At 41.2% G+C, this 17,270-nt stretch carries 17 protein-coding genes; all 17 read left to right on the top strand.

Going from position 1 to position 17,270, the window contains the following annotated elements; genetic code table 11:
* The first annotated feature begins 147 nt into the window (after nt 1-147).
* The 17 genes from nusG (at nt 148) to J4N24_RS12425 (ending at nt 17,159) form a co-directional block, all read left to right on the top strand.
* On the top strand, nt 148-687 hold the full coding sequence (gene nusG / locus J4N24_RS12505; RefSeq protein ID WP_207534029.1) for a transcription termination/antitermination protein NusG: 540 nt from the start codon (nt 148-150) through the stop codon (nt 685-687).
* 18 nt (nt 688-705) lie between these two features.
* Nucleotides 706-2,016 carry an MATE family efflux transporter gene (locus tag J4N24_RS12500; protein WP_207534028.1) on the top strand — a complete coding sequence of 437 codons (1,311 nt, stop codon included), beginning with the start codon at nt 706-708 and terminating at the stop codon, nt 2,014-2,016.
* Nucleotides 2,017-2,067: 51 nt separating this feature from the next.
* Nucleotides 2,068-2,628, top strand: coding sequence for an acyltransferase (locus tag J4N24_RS12495; protein WP_207534027.1), 561 nt, complete (start codon nt 2,068-2,070; stop codon nt 2,626-2,628).
* 13 nt (nt 2,629-2,641) lie between these two features.
* The gene (locus J4N24_RS12490; protein ID WP_207534026.1) at nt 2,642-3,607 is read left to right on the top strand and encodes a hypothetical protein; all 966 of its coding nucleotides are present in this window, start codon (nt 2,642-2,644) and stop codon (nt 3,605-3,607) included.
* A 27-nt stretch (nt 3,608-3,634) separates the two neighbouring features.
* The gene (locus J4N24_RS12485; RefSeq protein ID WP_207534025.1) at nt 3,635-4,585 is read left to right on the top strand and encodes a hypothetical protein; all 951 of its coding nucleotides are present in this window, start codon (nt 3,635-3,637) and stop codon (nt 4,583-4,585) included.
* A 63-nt stretch (nt 4,586-4,648) separates the two neighbouring features.
* Complete coding sequence (locus J4N24_RS12480) at nt 4,649-5,830, top strand: glycosyltransferase family 4 protein (RefSeq protein WP_207534024.1); 1,182 nt, start codon at nt 4,649-4,651, stop codon at nt 5,828-5,830.
* Nucleotides 5,831-5,861: 31 nt separating this feature from the next.
* Nucleotides 5,862-6,938 (top strand): glycosyltransferase family 2 protein, encoded by a 1,077-nt coding sequence (locus J4N24_RS12475; protein ID WP_207534023.1) that lies wholly within the window; start codon nt 5,862-5,864, stop codon nt 6,936-6,938.
* A 37-nt stretch (nt 6,939-6,975) separates the two neighbouring features.
* On the top strand, nt 6,976-8,091 hold the full coding sequence (locus J4N24_RS12470) for a glycosyltransferase family protein (RefSeq protein ID WP_207534022.1): 1,116 nt from the start codon (nt 6,976-6,978) through the stop codon (nt 8,089-8,091).
* Between the two features lie 35 nt (nt 8,092-8,126).
* Nucleotides 8,127-8,720 (top strand): acyltransferase, encoded by a 594-nt coding sequence (locus J4N24_RS25790; protein ID WP_207534021.1) that lies wholly within the window; start codon nt 8,127-8,129, stop codon nt 8,718-8,720.
* 33 nt (nt 8,721-8,753) lie between these two features.
* Nucleotides 8,754-9,998, top strand: coding sequence for a glycosyltransferase family 4 protein (locus J4N24_RS12460; RefSeq protein WP_207534020.1), 1,245 nt, complete (start codon nt 8,754-8,756; stop codon nt 9,996-9,998).
* A 20-nt stretch (nt 9,999-10,018) separates the two neighbouring features.
* Entirely contained in the window at nt 10,019-11,392 is a 1,374-nt protein-coding gene (locus J4N24_RS12455; RefSeq protein WP_207534019.1) for a hypothetical protein, read from the top strand.
* A 7-nt stretch (nt 11,393-11,399) separates the two neighbouring features.
* A complete protein-coding gene (locus J4N24_RS12450; RefSeq protein ID WP_207534018.1) occupies nt 11,400-12,569 on the top strand; it encodes a glycosyltransferase family 4 protein in 1,170 nt (389 codons plus the stop codon).
* Nucleotides 12,570-12,638: 69 nt separating this feature from the next.
* Nucleotides 12,639-13,301, top strand: a complete 663-nt coding sequence (locus J4N24_RS12445; protein ID WP_207534017.1) for an acyltransferase — start codon at nt 12,639-12,641, stop codon at nt 13,299-13,301.
* A gap of 44 nt (nt 13,302-13,345) precedes the next feature.
* Nucleotides 13,346-14,527: a glycosyltransferase gene (locus J4N24_RS12440; protein WP_242691608.1), complete on the top strand. Its 1,182-nt coding sequence runs from the start codon at nt 13,346-13,348 to the stop codon at nt 14,525-14,527.
* Nucleotides 14,528-14,539: 12 nt separating this feature from the next.
* On the top strand, nt 14,540-15,121 hold the full coding sequence (locus tag J4N24_RS12435; protein ID WP_207534015.1) for a WcaF family extracellular polysaccharide biosynthesis acetyltransferase: 582 nt from the start codon (nt 14,540-14,542) through the stop codon (nt 15,119-15,121).
* A 28-nt stretch (nt 15,122-15,149) separates the two neighbouring features.
* A complete protein-coding gene (locus J4N24_RS12430; RefSeq protein WP_207534014.1) occupies nt 15,150-16,283 on the top strand; it encodes an acyltransferase family protein in 1,134 nt (377 codons plus the stop codon).
* A gap of 30 nt (nt 16,284-16,313) precedes the next feature.
* Nucleotides 16,314-17,159 (top strand): glycosyltransferase family 2 protein, encoded by an 846-nt coding sequence (locus tag J4N24_RS12425; RefSeq protein ID WP_207534013.1) that lies wholly within the window; start codon nt 16,314-16,316, stop codon nt 17,157-17,159.
* The last annotated feature ends 111 nt before the right edge of the window (nt 17,160-17,270 follow it).

Raw genomic sequence — 17,270 nt, 5'->3', positions numbered from 1 at the left:
AGGCTGATAAGACACCGTGCAGTTGACAAGGCTTTATTAACGGATAAAGCGACAAACATTACCTTTTCAGAGATAGATGCCCAGTTAGTCAAAAAACAAAATGTGACTGACCGGGCGAAGCCCTGAGGTTTCCTTAACAAAAACGCTATGAAAACAAACTGGTACGCCGTTTATACAAAGCCGAGATTCGAAAAAAAAGTAGCTGACAGCCTTTCTGCTATTGGCATTGAAAATTACTGCCCCCTAAATAGAGTAGTAAAGCAGTGGAGCGATAGACGTAAAGTTGTAGAAGAGCCTCTTTTCACTTCTTATGTTTTCGTTAAGATGAATCTGAAACAGCATTCGGCTATCAGGCAGGTTCCCGGACTAGTCAATTTTGTTTATTGGTTGGGTAAACCAGCTGTAATACACGATAGCGAAATCATTACTATTAAGGATTTTCTGAAAGAAGCTACCAATGTTCAACTGGAAAGAACAGCAATCAGAAATAATGCTGTTGTCAGAATCACTGCCGGATCTTTCATGAACATGGAAGGCCATATCATCAATGTGAATAAGAGAACCGTGAAAGTGGAGCTTCCCTCTATTGGTTGTGCTCTTGTTGCGGAGGTTAGCAAAGACTACGTAGAGGTTCTTGGAAATATTTATAAGGAGCCGGGAAACGATACAGTATTCCAGTATTGCTAGGTAGAACAGGGAAATTTGATGAGAGCAGCTTTAAATAATATTATTACCAGGCCAGGATATTCAAAGGTATTTGAATGGGGGCGATTAATTACAATCGCGGGATCAGCTCAAATACTGATTCAGGCAATTGGGTTAATTAGTGGCATTCTTATTATCCGCCTGTTACCAACTCAGGAATACGCACTTTATACTTTAGCCAATACCATGCTGGGTACGCTTACTGTTCTTGCCGACGGGGGTATTTCTGCAGGAGTGATGGCTCAGGGTGGTAAAGTTTGGAAGGAATCTGACAAACTTGGAGAAGTAATAGTCACCGGCTTGCAGCTTCGTAAGAAATTTGCACTGATGAGTCTGATCGTCGTGACACCCGTCCTGTTTTATTTACTAAGAGAGCACGATGCCAGTTGGTTAAGTTCAATCATGATAGTACTCTCCCTAATCCCGGCTTTTTTTGCCGCATTATCAGACAGTCTTTTGGAAGTTCCTTCCAAGCTTCATCAGGATATAGGGCGATTACAAAAAAATCAGGTTATGGTAAGTATTATGCGCCTGGTGCTGATCACTCTTTCCTTATTTGTGTTCCCGTTAACTGCCATTGCAATCATTGGTAATGGCATTCCCAGAATAATAGGTAATATAAAACTGAAAGAAATCGCTGCTGATTACGCCGACCTAACACAACAAAAAAGTAAGCGAGTAAGCGAAGAGCTTCTTCTTATGGTGAGGCGAATATTGCCTGGAGCGATCTATTTCTGTGTATCAGGGCAGATTACGATCTGGCTGGTATCCTTCTTTGGATCGACAAAAGCAGTTGCTGAAGTTGGCGCATTAAGCAGGTTAACAGTTGTTTTAAATGTTATCAGTACTTTGTTTTCTGCATTGATCATCCCTCGTTTTGCAAGATTAGGAAATGATAAGAAGAGTTTGCTATCCAAGTTTATGCAAATTCAGGCTGTGCTAACAGGAATAAGCATATTCATTGTGGGGGCAGTATATATGTTTCCCGGTGAAGTCTTACTGATTCTGGGGCACAACTATCAGGGTTTGAATCTTGAAGTTATCTTAATGACAGTTTCTTCGTGCATAGCAATGATGGGAGGATTAAGCTATACCCTTACTAACGCAAGGGGATGGGTTTTACCTCCGGCCCTGCACATCATGGGCAATATCGGTGTGCAGGTGCTTTTGCTAGCACTCATGGATTTATCCAATACAAAAAATGTTCTTATCTACTCAATCATCGTAACCCTGACAGGTTTTGTAATGCTTTTTGGCTTTTTCATTTACAAAGTTATAGTTATGAAAAGTGACGAAGCAGTAAAGGATTGAATTACGGTAAGAGCCAGTTGAGTGTTAACTCAAGTAAATAAAAAATGGTACATGAAGCATCCTCAAATTGCATTAGTCAGAGCTAAATTAAATAGAGTAGCACTTCAATGGCGGCGCAATTATTATAAAGCCTTAGGCTTGCAGATAGCCGAAGGCGGTACACTTGGTAAAATATTATGTGAGTGGCCAAAGCAAGTTGCGATAGGAAAGGATTGCCACATACAAGACGAAGTGCTATTTGGAGTAGCCAAGCCTTTTGAACCAGGGCCATCTATTCAAATTGGAGACAGAGCATTTATCGGCAGAAGATGTGAGTTTAACTGCAGTAGTAAAATCACCATTGGAAACGATTGTATGATTGCCAGTTATACGATACTCGTTGATGCTGGTCATGGAACTTTAAGAGATCACACAATGACAAGTCAGCCCGTATTAACAGGCGACATAGCAATAGGAGATGATGTATGGATTGGTGCTGGTTGTGTGATTTTAAAAGGTGTAAGTATCGGAAAAGGCAGCGTGATTGGCGCAGGTTCAGTAGTAAACAAATCAATACCCGAATATCAGATATGGGCCGGAACACCCGCAAGATTTATACGTGACCGTACCTGAAATAAACATACCTATGAATTCAGTAATTTGTACTCTTTTCGAAAAAAACTACCACTATGGTTTAGCAGCGTTGGCAAATTCCTTGTACAACAACGGCTATCGGGGAAGCATCTATGCAGGTTACAGAGGCGATTTGCCACCCTGGGCTAAAGATGTTAAAAAGAATGCTGTATGGAACTGGGAAAATAGTAGTTCCATAGATGTAGGCGAAGGTCTTCGGATCTATTTTCTTCCCTTAAGTACCGATTATCATTTAACGAATTACAAGCCAGATTTTATGCTGCAATTGCTTGATGGCCCGGCTTTCAATGCAAATAAGATCTATTACTTCGATCCTGATATAGTTATTACTAAAAAATGGAGCTTATACGAGACGTGGGTTGAAGGAGGGGTAGCTCTGTGTGAAGATGTGAATTCGCCAATGCCGAAAAATCATCCCCGCAGGCAAGCATGGCGTAAATTTTATGGGGAAAGAAATATAACCCTGACGTTTAAAGATGCAATGTATGCAAATGGTGGTTTTGTGGGACTCCACAAAAGGAATAAAGATTTTCTAATCATTTGGAAGATCATGCAGGAGAAAATGGCCACCCTGATTGGCGGACTTAATCGTTCTGCATTATCAGGAGAGAAGCTTCATGAAAGTCTTCGTCATGAATTCTCACCCTTCCCCAAGACAGACCAGGACGCTTTAAATGCAGCTGTAGAAGCCTGGGATGGCGACATTAGTTTTGTAGGGCAGGAAGGTATGGCATTTAAACCCGGAGCATCGTTAATGTCTCATGCCCTCGGACAGCCCAAACCCTGGAACTGGAAGCCGATCAAGCAGATCATTCAGGGAAGCAGGATGAATAAGGTTTACGCCGATTATTGGAATTTTGCAAATGAACCGATAATGTCGCAGCCTAATAGTCTTGTATGGAACAGAAAAATAGCTTTTAAAGTATCAAGATTTATTGCCCGGTTCTACAGCAGGTAAAATCTGCATATCCATCTAAAGAATCCTATGAGATCTACTGTTTGCACTTTATTTGAGAATCATTACCACGAAGGAGTGGTAGCCTTGACAAACTCCCTTTATAACCAGGGTTATCGAGGAGATATTTACGCAGGCTACCGGGGCGAGTTACCGGACTGGACAAAAAAGGCTGAAAGAAACACGGCAATTGGCTGGGATGGAGCTGTCAGTCTCACCATATCCTCCGATCTTTCGATCCATTTTCTGCCTATCCATACAGAATACCATCTCTCAAATTTCAAACCCAACTTCATGTTGCGTTTATGGGAGATACTTCCGGAGAATATAGAAGCCATGGCTTACTTTGATCCTGACATTGTGAACAAATGCCCATGGAGTTTTTACGAGACATGGATGGATAACGGAGTTGCATTGGTACATGAGATAACCAGCAATGACATGCCCCCAACTCATCCTCTTAGATTGGAATGGGAGAAGGTTCTTGAAAAATGCGGCAGAAAGAGTATTAGGCGCACGCATTCTTACATAAATGCAGGTTTTTGTGGTGTTGCACGTAAACATATAGAATTTTTGAAACTCTGGTTGGAGATTATGGATACGGCTATTAAGCACTACAACGTAACTCCTGACCAATGGGATCACTCGCTGCCTCGGTCATTCGTTTTTTATGTGTTTGATCAGGATGCTTTAAATATTGCGGCAATGGCCTGCAGCTCGCCTATAAGTGAAATGGGGCCGGAGGCAATGGATTTTACACCCGGAGGCTGGACCATGTCGCATGCAGTAGGATCGCCAAAGCCCTGGAAGAAGAAGTTTATTTTGTCTGCTTTAAAAGGTGTTCCACCTTCGTTAACAGACAGAGCGTTCTGGTTCAATGTCGAGAGTCCACTTAATTATTATAATGCTTCAATGGTTCGCCGTAAGAGATTAAGCGTTAACGTAGCAGCATTGATCGGCCGGTTTTACAGTCGTCGTTGATATTTAACTCATAACTAACCGCTATATGGTCTGCTTTAATAAAAAACCTTAATTGTTTTCATTATGAAAATTGCTGTAATTAACACCTATGATTCGAAGGACATTAAGGTATGGGCAGGGATTCCCTATCATTTGTCTTTGATGCTCGAAGATACTTTCGGTAAGGATTCGGTTAGGTATATCACTTTACCCTATAAAAGGGATAAGCTTAGCTACCTGAGAGGATTTTATTTTAACAGGTTACTAGGTAAAAAATATTTAAGCTGGACAGATAAAAGTATTATCGCAAAAAACAGCGAGGATAATAAGGAGCTGCTTAATGAGCATTATGATCTTATTATTACTTTCGAGTTCTTTCTTGTACCCCTATTAAAGAAGCGAGATAATAAGGTGATTTACTGGAACGATGCCACATTCAAAAACCTTGTAAACTTTTATCCTTATGTCACAAACGTCTCTAGCTACAGTCTGCGGCACGGAAATGAAGTGCAAAAAACAGCCTTTGCTTTAAGTGATGCCATTGTTTTTACATCAGACTGGGCGATCAACTCAGCGATAAAAGATTATAATACGGATCCCAGGAAATTAAACAAGATCTATTTCGCTTCAAATTTATCGAGAGGCGGATCTGATGCTGAGGTGAAGGAATCAGTTGAAGCAAGGACAGGAGAGGTAATAAAACTATTGTTTCTTGCACTTAATTGGGAAAGAAAAGGAGGGGATGATGCGGTGGAACTCGTTGAGAAGTTAAATAAGGCAGGTAAAAGGACTTTACTGTACTTAGTGGGCGATGAAGTGCCTGAACGATTCAGGCATAACAAAAATATAATCTCCTTTGGATTTATTAATAAAAACGAATCTGGAGGCGAAAAAAGGTTAATAGATCTTCTCAAGGAATGTTCCTACCTTTTACTACCAACAAAAGCCGATTGTACGCCGGTAGCTTTCAGCGAGGCTAACTCTTTTGGCCTCCCGGTAATAAGTACCAATATCGGCGGAATACCATCGGTAGTTACAGCTTTAAATGGTTTTACATCTAAAGGGAAGTTCACAGAGGAGGCATTTAACTTTATAACTGAAAATTTACCAGGAACACTTTCGTACCAGCAGCTATGCTATAGCAGTCATAAGTTTTATAAAGATGAGTTGTCGTGGGGACAGGTTTATACAAAGTTCAGGCAGATACTGAAAGACTTATCAATATTATCTCAGGAAGAGGCTTTTGTGGAAGAGGTGAAAAACTAGAAGCTAATCAATTAACAATTAAATTAGATATATGATTAACGTATCTGTAATTGTTCCCACGTACAATTATGCTCATTATATAGAAACAGCTATACATAGCGTATTAAAACAGGATTATGATCAGGGCTCAGTGGAAATTATCGTTGTAGATGACGGTTCTACTGATAATACCGCAGAGATACTAAAGCCTTATATTGATGCTGGTTTAATCAACTATTATTACCAGGACAACAAAGGGAAAGCAAGTGCAACTCGTGTTGCAATAGAAAAAAGTACAGGAAAGTATATTTTTAACCTTGATGCGGATGATTATTTTTTACCTGGCAAGATTTCCAATTACGTTAATGCCTTTGAATTAGATGAGTCTATTGTACACGTAGGTTCTGCTGCTGAGGTTTTTAATCAAACATTGCAAACCTCTTTCAACGAACCTATAGAAGCAGACCTTCTTGGCAAACCAATTAACGGGTTTTGGCTATTGTATCATTTCTACAATAACTTCATTTTGTGGGGAGGCGGCTCTACTTATGCAGCGAGAGCTTCCGTCCTTAAAAAAATTCCAATACCGGATGAGGTTGATATGTTTATCGACGAATTTCTCATACTCGTGTTGCTGCCATTTGGTAAAAGTTATTTCACTGAAAAACCTCAATCTGTCTGGAGAGTGCATACCAGTAATTACTCGGGAAGATTAGCTAGTAAAGAAATTTTGCTAAAAAAGGAGGAGCGTTTGTTGAGATCCTCTAATGGTGTCTTAAAATATATGAAGGAGACAGGTTTCGACAGGAATTTAATACGTATTTATACGCTTTTAGATGCTACCAGGAGAATCACCTTAAAGGAAAATAGGAATGAAAAGAGCATTTCAGATATTTTCACTTATATCCGTGAAGTAAGATCATTAAATCCTGAATGGAACCTCATTAAGAATTATAACGTTTTAAACAGGCTAATTCCATGTTCAATCCTCGCATTTTTAAAAGGGGGAAGGAGAGTGATGAAAACTGCCATACAACCTTCAAAAGTTGAAAAAAAAACTCCCGACTTGAACCAGTCAAGCGAGCAGGTGCAGATTAAATCTGTAAGCTCAGTTGCAGAAGTGGGGTAACAAAAAATAATAGAAACAAAAAACAGATCATCTACCTATGAATATTGTTTTTCTTTGTGGCTCCCTTGAACCAGGCAGAGATGGTGTTGGAGATTATGTTCGAAGACTTGCCGTAGAACTATTACGGCAAGGCCATAAAGCTTCAGTCATATCTTTAAATGACAAGTTCATTGAAGAGGAGTTTGTTGGGGCTCAGTTTTCTGAAGGCTTTGAATTGCAGGTGGTAAGGATCCCATCATCATGGGCTGCTCCAAAAAGGTTTAAGGAAGCAAAGGTGTGGATCGATGTTTTCGACCCAGAATGGTTAAGTCTTCAATTTGTTATTTTCTCCTTTCACCCCAAAGGACTTCCTATCAAACTTAGTTCGCTCCTTAATAAAATAGGAAAGGGTCGAAGGTGGCACCTCATGTTCCATGAGCTCTGGGTTGGTATGAATATGGAGTCGTCAAAGCAAATGGCTATTTGGGGAATGGTGCAAAAGCAGATCATTAAATCGTTGCTATCCAGCCTTCAGCCTATTGTTATTCAAACACAAACTCAATTGTACCAGGCCCAGCTTCAGAAACTGGGATATCAGGCGAGCCACTTACCCTTATTCTCAAATGTTCCTTCAGCTAAAAATTTGATAAGAGCCAGAGAAGAGGCGCAGCGAGAATTATCATGGGTAATCTTTGGAAGCATACATCCTGGAGCACCTGCACACCAGCTGGCGTCTGAAGCTTTAGTGTACAGTAAGAAACACGATCTAAATATAACCTTGACTATTGTGGGGCGGTGCGGAGAAGAACAGGAAGTTTGGGCTAAGGCTTGGGAAACGAAAGGAATGACAGCACATGTGTTGGGCGAACAACCATTTGATGAAATATCAAAGGTCTTGTCTAAAGCTTCACTTGGTATTACCACCACTCCAATGGCATTGGTCGAGAAGAGCGGCACCGTTGCTGCAATGCAGGCACACCAGCTTCCGGTTCTATGCGTATCTATGAATTGGCAGCCAAGAGGAATCAAAAATCTTCAGGTTCCTGCGGGCATTTGGGAGTATGAAAGCGGCGGGCTTGAAGAATTCCTCAATAGCAGTAAACAAATTTGGGTAAATAATCGCGTAAGTGATGTTTCCAATCAACTTATAGAAAGGCTATCTACAGCCGTTTAATCAACAGATCTATATACACTTATCAAAATACATACATGGCAAGCTTAAGTTATTTATTTGTTAACAGAGCTCGGTTTCCTTTTGGTTCAACTGAATTTTTCAGGGCATGGGCAAAACGTTTTTTTGCCTTCAATGAGCTGTTTAAAAGAAATACCAGGCGTGCAAAGCTTATAAAATTAGGCGCCGAGATTCATGAGACTGCTGAAATTGGGGAAGTAACGGTTGATGGTCACAAAGAAAATTTGAGCATTGGAGCTTTCTCTTTCCTTGGTAAGGTTTATATAGCTTTGTTTACGGATGTCGAGATAGGAGAGAGAGTTTGTATTAATGATGGTGTTCAGATACTCACAGCTTCCCATAATGTAGCCGACCCTAAATGGAGGCATATAAAAAAACCTGTTGTTATTGAGGATTATGCCTGGATTTCTACAGGTGCAATTATCCTTCCAGGTGTTACTATCGGTCGAGGTGCCGTGGTTGGAGCAGGTGCAGTTGTTAGTAAATCTGTAGCCCCCGGAGAAATTGTTGTGGGCAATCCGGCGCGTCCAACCTCTAAGAAGCGTTGCGAGCACTTAGATTATAACCCGTGTGAGTTTCTGGCTGCTAACCGTGCCTGGCTAAAGGGCTAAATTTCCTATTATTTTACAGTCTACCATCTACCTATGAATATTATTGTTTCCCACCCTACCGGAAACCGGAATGTACGTGCGGTTATCAGCAGTTTAAACGAAGCAGGGATGCTTGCTGAGTTTAACACAACTTTAGCGGCAAATCCTGCAGCAGGCTGGATAAAATTCCTGCCTGCTGGTTTACGGCAAGAGTGGCTAAGAAGAACATTTCCTATTCCACAGCAGAAGATCTGGACACATCCTTCAAGAGAGGTAGCCAGGATGCTTCTACCAAAAATGGGCTTGAAATCCTATACCCGTCATGAAGTGGGCTGGGCATGTGTTGATGCTGTGTATCGCGATTTTGACCGTGTTGCTGCCAAACGCCTGATTGAAACTGCTGGTAAGCAAAAGGTGCAAGCTGTATATGCCTATGAAGACGGAGCGCTTGAAACGTTCAAAGCAGCTAAGAGGCTAGGACTCAAATGTATCTATGATCTGCCTATTGCCTACTGGGAAACAGGAAGGAAGTTGATGTACGAAGAAGCCGATCGGTTACCTGCCTGGGCAAGCACTCTTGGTGGTGGTATCAGGGACTCGGATGGAAAACTTGCAAGAAAGACTGAAGAACTTGATCTTGCCGATGCTGTGGTTGGTCCAGGAAAATTCGTACTTGATTCTCTACCAGATTGGGCAAGGAATAAAGAGATCTATATGGCTCCCTTCGGTTCCCCAAAACCTGCTGCAATATCGGAATCCCCGGTATCAAAAAAAGATAATAAAAAACCACTAAGGGTACTGTTTGCCGGATCTATGGGGCAGCGAAAAGGCCTTGGTGATTTATTCGCTGCCATGAAGCTACTCAACAGAAGCGATGTTGAATTGGTAGTAATGGGAGCACTGCAAGCTCCAATGGAGTTTTACAAGAATGAACTTTTTAATTTTACCTATGAAGCAGGGCGTCCGCATGACCAGGTATTAGCATTAATGCGGTCATGCGACGTTTTCTGTCTCCCTTCTATTGTTGAAGGAAGAGCCTTGGTAATGCAGGAAGCAATGAGTCAAGGGCTCCCACTTATCATCACCCCTAATACGGGCGGTGCAGATCTGATCATTGAAGGAGAAACAGGATTTCTTGTGCCAATAAGGTCGCCTGAAATTATAGCAGAAAAGATCCTTTGGTTTTTAGAAAACCGAAATCTTATTCCAGAAATGGGAAAAAAGGCAATAGAGCACTCTGCTCTGTATACCTGGGAGAATTATGGTTCTGGGATCGTGAAATCCATACTTCAATATTAATTATATAGTACTACCACGCTATGCAAAACATCAACCTTCCATTACCACTTAATACCGCCATTGCTCAGCGGAAGAAAGAAAAGTTAATTGGAGCCTTAAGTACAATGAAGCTTCTAAAAAAAGGAGTTTGGCTTTACTTTATACTTCTTATTTTCGAAGGAGCATTGCGAAAATGGTTTTTACCTGCCTTGTCTACGCCTCTCCTGATTGTTAGAGACCCAATTGCTTTAGGAATAGTTTGGATTGCCTGGAAGCGAGGCTTACTTCATCTTAACCCGAATATTATTGCTATTTGGGTGGTAACGGCCATTTCGATAGTTTTTAGTATGACATTCGGCCATAAGAACCCGATGGTGGCTTTTTATGGTGCAAGGGTTTTTTTATTTCATTTTCCATTGATCTATGCCATAGGAAAGATATTCGACCGGAACGACGTTATTCAGCTTGGAAGAATAACTCTTTGGATAGCGGTACCAATGGTTATACTAATTGCTCTTCAATTTTACAGTCCGCAATCGGCCTGGGTAAACAGAGGAGTTGGAGGAAGCGAAGAGGGAGCAGGGTTTAGTGGTGCACTTGGGTATTTCAGACCACCGGGCACCTTTTCTTTCACAAATGGAAATGGAATGTTCTTTGGTTTTGTGGGTGCTTATGTGTTGTACTTCTGGCTTAATCCGGGTCAAGTAAATAAGGCACTTCTTGTTGCAGCCACCTTGGCTGTGCTGGCATCCATATCCCTTTCAATCAGCAGAACCCTATTTTTTGAGCTCCTTGTTTCGTTAAGCTTTGCCGTTATAGGTGTCTGTTATAAGCCTAAGTATATTGGCCGGATGGTTATGGCCTTATTGGGTATAACGCTGGCACTGGCTGTGCTTAGCCAAACTGAGTTTTTTCAAACAGCAACCGAGGCTTTTACGCACCGGTTCGAAACTGCTAATGAAAATGAAGGAGGTTTAGAAGGGGTTCTTGGCGATCGATACATGGGCGGCATGGTCGGAGCTATTGCCGGAGTGCCGGTTTCAATTCCACTTGTTGGTTTTGGAATAGGAATGGGAACAAATGTCGGGGCTATGCTACTCACAGGAGATCTTGTGTTTCTTATATCCGAGGAGGAATGGGGCAGACTTATTGGCGAAATGGGTGCACCCCTTGGCATATTGATTATTATTATCCGCTTGAAACTTTGTTATGAATTAACCTTAGCTTGTTTCCGGCGATTGAAAAAAGGTGATCTGTTACCTTGGATGTTGCTAAGCTTTTGTTTGCTATGTATTCCTCAAGGTCAATGGGGCCAACCTACGGCTCTTGGTTTTGGTACCATGGTTGCTGGCTTAGTTATAGCCTCGTTAAGGACTCCCCGCAAGAAAATACATTTTGCTTCAACATCTAAATAATATCTCAATGAGGATTGTCTTAATTGGAAATTATCCTCCTGATCGTCAGGAAAGTATGGAACGATTTGCGCAGATGTTAAATTGTGGATTTAATAATGCGGGCATCAAAACAAGCATTTGGAGACCGACAGTGTTTTTTGCTGCTAAAGCAAATTCGACAACTAAAGGTTTGGGTAAGTGGCTTGGATATCTTGACAAGTGGGTTTTATTCCCGATGGTTTTGAACTGGAAATTATTAAGGGGTTTTGGGTCAAAGGATAACGTTCATTTTCATATTTGTGACCATTCAAATGCTCCATACTTAAAACATCTCCCTGCCTCTCGCACTGCTATAACTTGTCATGATGTACTTGCAATCCGCGGCGCCCTGGGGCACTCTGATGCATTTTGTGAAGCCTCTGCCTTTGGTAAGATCCTGCAGAAATGGATTCTTGCTAATCTTAATAAATCAACCCGTCTGGCTGCAGTATCTCGGCTTACTTTAAAACAATTACAAGATCTTAGCCCCTCCTATGACACGGGTCTGAAGGAGTGGCGGGTTATTCATAATGCTTTTAATGATGATTTCCGGCCTTTATCAAAGCAGGAAGCCGACCCCCTTTTGCAAAGGGCAGGGGTTAGTGGATCAAGCCCTTACTTACTTCATGTAGGTTCGTCTTTGCCAAGAAAAAACCGGAAAATGCTTTTGGATATGGTACATGCTGCCGGAAGTAATTGGATGGGTAAAATAGTATTTGCAGGTCAGGCAATTGATGCTGAGTTGAAAGAGCATGCAGCAAAATTAGGTTTAAGTGATAGAGTAATATCAGTACTTAAGCCCGACCACCAAAGTCTTTTGGCTCTTTACAGCCAATGTTATGCTTTCGTGTTTCCATCTTTTTCAGAGGGCTTTGGCTGGCCGGTAATAGAAGCTCAGGCTTGTGGAGCACCGGTTATTGCCAGTGATGTAGAGCCAATGTCGGAAGTAAGCGGGGGCGCAGCTTTACATGCTAATCCTCATGATGCCAGGGCATTTGCAGATGCACTAATACGCCTTGGAGATAAAGATTACCGCGAGAAGCTAATAAAAGGTGGTTTGGAGAATGGTAACAGATTTAAACCGATGCATATGGTTAACGCCTACCTGGAACTGTTGTCGTTAAAGGAGTACACCGGATACGCCACTCAGAGCATATAAATAGTGTATTGTTTACAGGGTCTTTTTAGACCTTATAAATCAAATGATTTTAAATGGAAGTCCTTTCATATGATCAAAAAAGTTTTCACATTTTTTCTTCCTTGGGGTTTGAGACGAAGGGCACTGCAGAAATGGTTTGGGTATAGCATCCATCCTAAAGCCCGCATCGGTATGGCCTGGGTATTCCCTGGAAAGCTGGTCATGGCAGAGGGTGCTAAGATAGATCACTTCACTGTGGCAGTAAACCTTTCGCTGATTAAGATGGAGGCAAAATCGAGTATAGGACGCGGAAACTGGATCACTGGTTTTCCTACAAATTCGAGCTCAAAACACTTCAATCACCAACCTGAGCGGCGCGCAGAGTTAATTCTGGGAGAATGTGCTGCTGTTACAAAGAATCATCATCTGGATTGTACAAATGTTCTTGAGATTGGCCGCTTTGCTACAATAGCCGGATATAATTCTCAGTTTTTAACCCATTCAATAAATGTGATGGAAAACCGTCAGGACAGTGCTCCGATAAAGATTGGGGACTACACGTTTGTAGGAACAAACGTAGTGGTGTTAGGTGGCGCGATATTACCATCACACTCTGTTCTTGGCGCAAAATCTCTTCTTAACAAGGCTCATGCAGATTCCTGGAAACTTTATGGTGGCGTACCAGCAAAGGTAATTTCAGATATTCCTTCTGAGGCTAAATATTTCACCCGTCTTGACGGTTTCGTTTATTAATACAAAAAAATCATAATATGTATCTGTTGCATCTAATCGGAAGTATGAATCCTTCATCCGGAGGACCATGCCAGGGAATCAGGAATTCGATACCGATATTAGAACAAAGAGGTATTTTTAGAGAGGTAGTTTCACTTGATGATCCTGAATCTCCTTTCATCGGTAAAGATAAATTTCCCATCCATGCTCTCGGTCCGGGTCGCAGTCCCTGGTGTTACAGTGATAAGCTGATACCATGGCTGCGGGATAATATTTGTCGTTTTGATGTTGTAATAGTGAATGGCTTGTGGTTATACCATAGTTATGCTGTTACCAAAGTGATAAAGCAGTTAGAAGCTGAAATAACTAAAACCGGGAGCAGTCTTAAACTCCCGAAGCTATTTATAATGCCTCATGGAATGTTGGATCCGTATTTTCAACGGGCTCCGGAAAGGAAGTTGAAAGCTTTTCGGAATTGGCTCTACTGGAAATTTATTGAAGGGGAAGTTGTAAATCGTGCCAGCGGCGTTCTGTTTACTTGCGAAACTGAACTTTTGCTGGCCCGGGAAACGTTTGAACACTATAAGCCCCGAAAGGAATTAAATATCGGATATGGAATTGAAAAGCCGCCGATGTATAACGAAAGGATGAAGGATGCTTTCCTTGATCTTTGTCCTGAAGTGCGTGGGCAAAAATACTTGCTTTTTCTAAGTCGCATACATCATAAGAAGGGAGTTGATATTCTTGTCAACGCCTACCTTCGCCTACTTGAGAGTCATCATAACTTGCCAAAACTTGTTATTGCCGGGCCAGGCTTGGATAGTGCCTATGGAGAGAAGATCAAAGAAATCGTAGATTCTAGCGAAAAGTCTAAAAACGCTATCTTTTTTCCTGGTATGCTAAGTGGTGATTCTAAGTGGGGAGCTTTTTATGGAGCAGAGGCTTTTGTATTACCGAGTCACCAGGAAAATTTTGGAATTGCCGTGGTTGAGGCATTAGCCTGTGAAACTCCGGTGTTAATATCAAAAGAAGTTAATATCTGGCGTGAAATTGAATCGGCAGATGCAGGAATCGTAGCGAATGTTAATCTCGAAGAAACGGTGGATATGCTAAAAAAGTGGCTACAACTTCCCCTCGATAAAAAACAGCAGTTCAGGGATAATGCAATAAAATGCTTCGAGAAACACTTTCACATCGTCCCGGCAGCTATTCGCATGGAGCAGGCTCTCCGGGAGGAGCTTGTTTAGCTAGAAATTCTTATGCATAATCAAAATACTATAACTGGCCCATCTTTCTCGTTAAAGAATCGCCTGGCTCGCATGGTTTGGGGAATAGTGGAAACTCTGTTCTTCCGCCCCTCACCAAGGCCCCTGCATTCCTGGAGGTCTTTTTTACTCCGTTTATTTGGAGCAAAGGTTGGACGGGGAGTTCATGTTTATCCAGGAGTAAAGGTTTGGGCACCATGGAACCTCGTTCTGGGAGAAGAGTGCGGTATAGGAAATGGTGCAATCCTATACTGTCAGGGACAAATAACTATAGGAAAAAGGGCTGTGATATCTCAGGGAGTACATCTTTGTGCGGGTACCCACGATTATACTCATCCAGGTTTTCCACTAATTACTAAACCGATAGTGATTGGAGAAATGGCCTGGGTTGCAGCGGAAGCTTTTGTTCATGCAGGCGTGAAGATCGGAGACGGAGCTGTAGTGGGAGCTCGGTCTGTAGTGACAAAGAGCATGCCCGAATGGATGGTGTGTGCAGGGCATCCTTGCAAACCTATAAAAGCCAGAAGAATGGCAGGTGAAGATAGCATTGATAGGGAAGTTCTGGTACTAAATTAATTTGCCTCTATCTCAATCTAAATTAGCTATGAATAGCAAGTTTTCACTTAAATACCTGTTCTCTTCTGATGTTCAATCCGTTCCGGCGGTTCTCAGAGCTTCTTATTTTTCTTCTCTGGACGGTTTCAGAGCTGTCTCGATTATGCTGGTAGTGATATTTCATATTGTACTTACGTTTGATCTGGCATATGACTTTCACCCTTTGGCTAACCTCGGTGTTCAATTTTTCTTTGTGATAAGTGGTTTTCTTATAACAACTATCCTTATGAAAGAAAAACTCAAGAAGGGTACCATTGGTCTTAAACGATTTTATGTTCGGAGGGCGTTCAGAATATTACCGGTTGCTTTTATTTATCTGGCATTAATGCTAGTGCTTAAAGTTTTTTTTAAGATCGACATTGATTATCTGGCGATTGTAACTTGCTTTTTATTTATAAGGAACTTCTATATTACTTCGTTTCACGGTTTTAGTCATCTGACAACTCATTTCTGGTCTTTGTCAATTGAAGAACAGTATTACCTGATATTTCCGTTCTTCCTGAAAAAAAGTGTACGGTTTTATATGATCCTTATGTTTTTGATCCTTGCAACCACAGTAATTAGTACTATCTACAATGAGTTCTCAGAAATACCGAATTCTGCCTTTACTATGTTTGTAACCGGTTTTATTACGCAGTTTCAGGGGATCGCAGTTGGGTCAATATATTCTTTGCTAATTTTTAAGAGGGTAATAAGTTTAGATAAGCCAATAAAGAACAAACTGATTATAAATCTGATAATTTTTGCTGGTATATGTTTATTAACCCTAAACTCCAACAAGTTTACCGGAATAATCATCATGATTCAAAGCGTTATGTTCGCAATGCTTATTGGCATCAACTTAAGAAGTCAAAGCGATAGCGATATAAGCTTTAAATTCTTAAATAATAAGGTTATGAGGATGATAGGCTTATTATCCTATAGTATTTACATCTGGCAACAGCCTTTTACGCTGGGCTTCAGTTACCTTAAATCAAAAAGCTTCGTTGCTAATTCAGGACATCTAGTTTTGATGAGTTCTTCGATTACGATCATATCTGTTATTGCATTAGGCGTTATTAGCTATCTATCATATTTCTTCTACGAGAAAAAGTTCCTTCAGTTTAAGGAAATCTATAAGTAATTTAATTTTCTACTTGCTACCATATCTACCATGAAACTTAATTTGACCATTGCTATTCCCGTTCGGAACGAGGAGAATAATTTACCAGGATGCCTTGCGGCAATCGGTGATGATCTGGCCGAAAAGATCGTTATTATCGATTCCGGAAGTACCGACAAGACCTGTGATATTGCAGCGGAAAAAGGCGTAGAGGTTATTAAATTTAATTGGGACGGACGGTTTCCCAAAAAGCGTAATTGGTACCTTCGAAATTACAAGCCAGAAACAGAGTGGGTTTTATTTCTGGATGCAGATGAATACCTGACGAATGATTTCAAGGCGGAGTTAAGAGCTGTTTTATCTGAAAAGGACAACAACAAAGTAGGTTATTGGTTAAGTTATACTATATATTTCCTTGGACGTCAATTAAAAGGAGGTTATCCCTTACGTAAACTGGCCTTATTTAAAGTAGGCGCTGGAGAGTATGAACGTATTGATGAGGAACAATGGAGTAATCTCGATATGGAGGTTCATGAACACCCATTACTGGATGGCGAAGTTGGTGTTATCAAAAGTAAAATAGATCACCAGGATTTTCGGGGTGTATCTCATTACGTGGTTAAGCACAACGAATATGCCAGCTGGGAGGCCGGACGATTTTTGAAGGCCTACAACTACACCCAACTTGAGAAAAGCTGGACCTGGAAACAAAAAGTGAAATACCGTCTCATGCGCAGTCCGCTAATTGGTCCGGCATTCTTCTGTGGAAGTTATTTTTTAATGGGAGGCTTTAAGGACGGATCTCGCGGATTGGTTTTTGCCATCCTAAAAATGGCTTATTTTACTCAGGTATATTGTAAGATACAAGAAAAATCAGACCTGCGCGTCTCAGCATAAATCATTATCATCTACCTATGATAATTCGTCAGACTTAACCGGGTTTAAACCAGCCAAAATATCCCGGTTCTGTTTGATCGAATAGCCTCAGTTCTGTCTTTATTTACGCTG

It is taken from the genome of Desertivirga arenae, from assembly GCF_017355785.1.
In the GTDB taxonomy this organism is placed as follows: Bacteria; Bacteroidota; Bacteroidia; order Sphingobacteriales; family Sphingobacteriaceae; genus Desertivirga; species Desertivirga arenae.
This window is presented reverse-complemented; position numbering and strand designations above follow the sequence as displayed.